Below are 220 nucleotides of genomic sequence, written 5' to 3' on the forward strand. Positions count from 1 at the left end.
CCCCCGGATCCGACGACCGCAAGGCCGTCAAGGCGCTCGCGTCGCCCGCCGACGAGGTGGTCCTCGACCTCGAGGACGCCGTCGCCCCCGCCAGGAAGGCCGACGCCCGCGACCTCGTGCGCCGACTCGTGCGCGAAGCCGACGGCTCCCGGGCCGTCTCGGTCCGCATCAACGCCCTGACCACACCGTGGGCCGAGGACGACCTCGCCCTGTGCGCCTC

The 220-nt window shown here is 75.5% G+C and carries 1 protein-coding gene; it reads left to right on the plus strand.

The window, feature by feature from the left end; translation table 11 throughout:
* The coding region (locus tag QM841_RS43040) for an aldolase/citrate lyase family protein (RefSeq protein WP_283336813.1) at positions 1-220 on the plus strand (220 nt) is incomplete at both ends.

Source organism: Rhodococcus sp. IEGM 1307 (genome assembly GCF_030056915.1).
GTDB lineage: Bacteria > Actinomycetota > Actinomycetes > Mycobacteriales > Mycobacteriaceae > Rhodococcus_F > Rhodococcus_F opacus_D.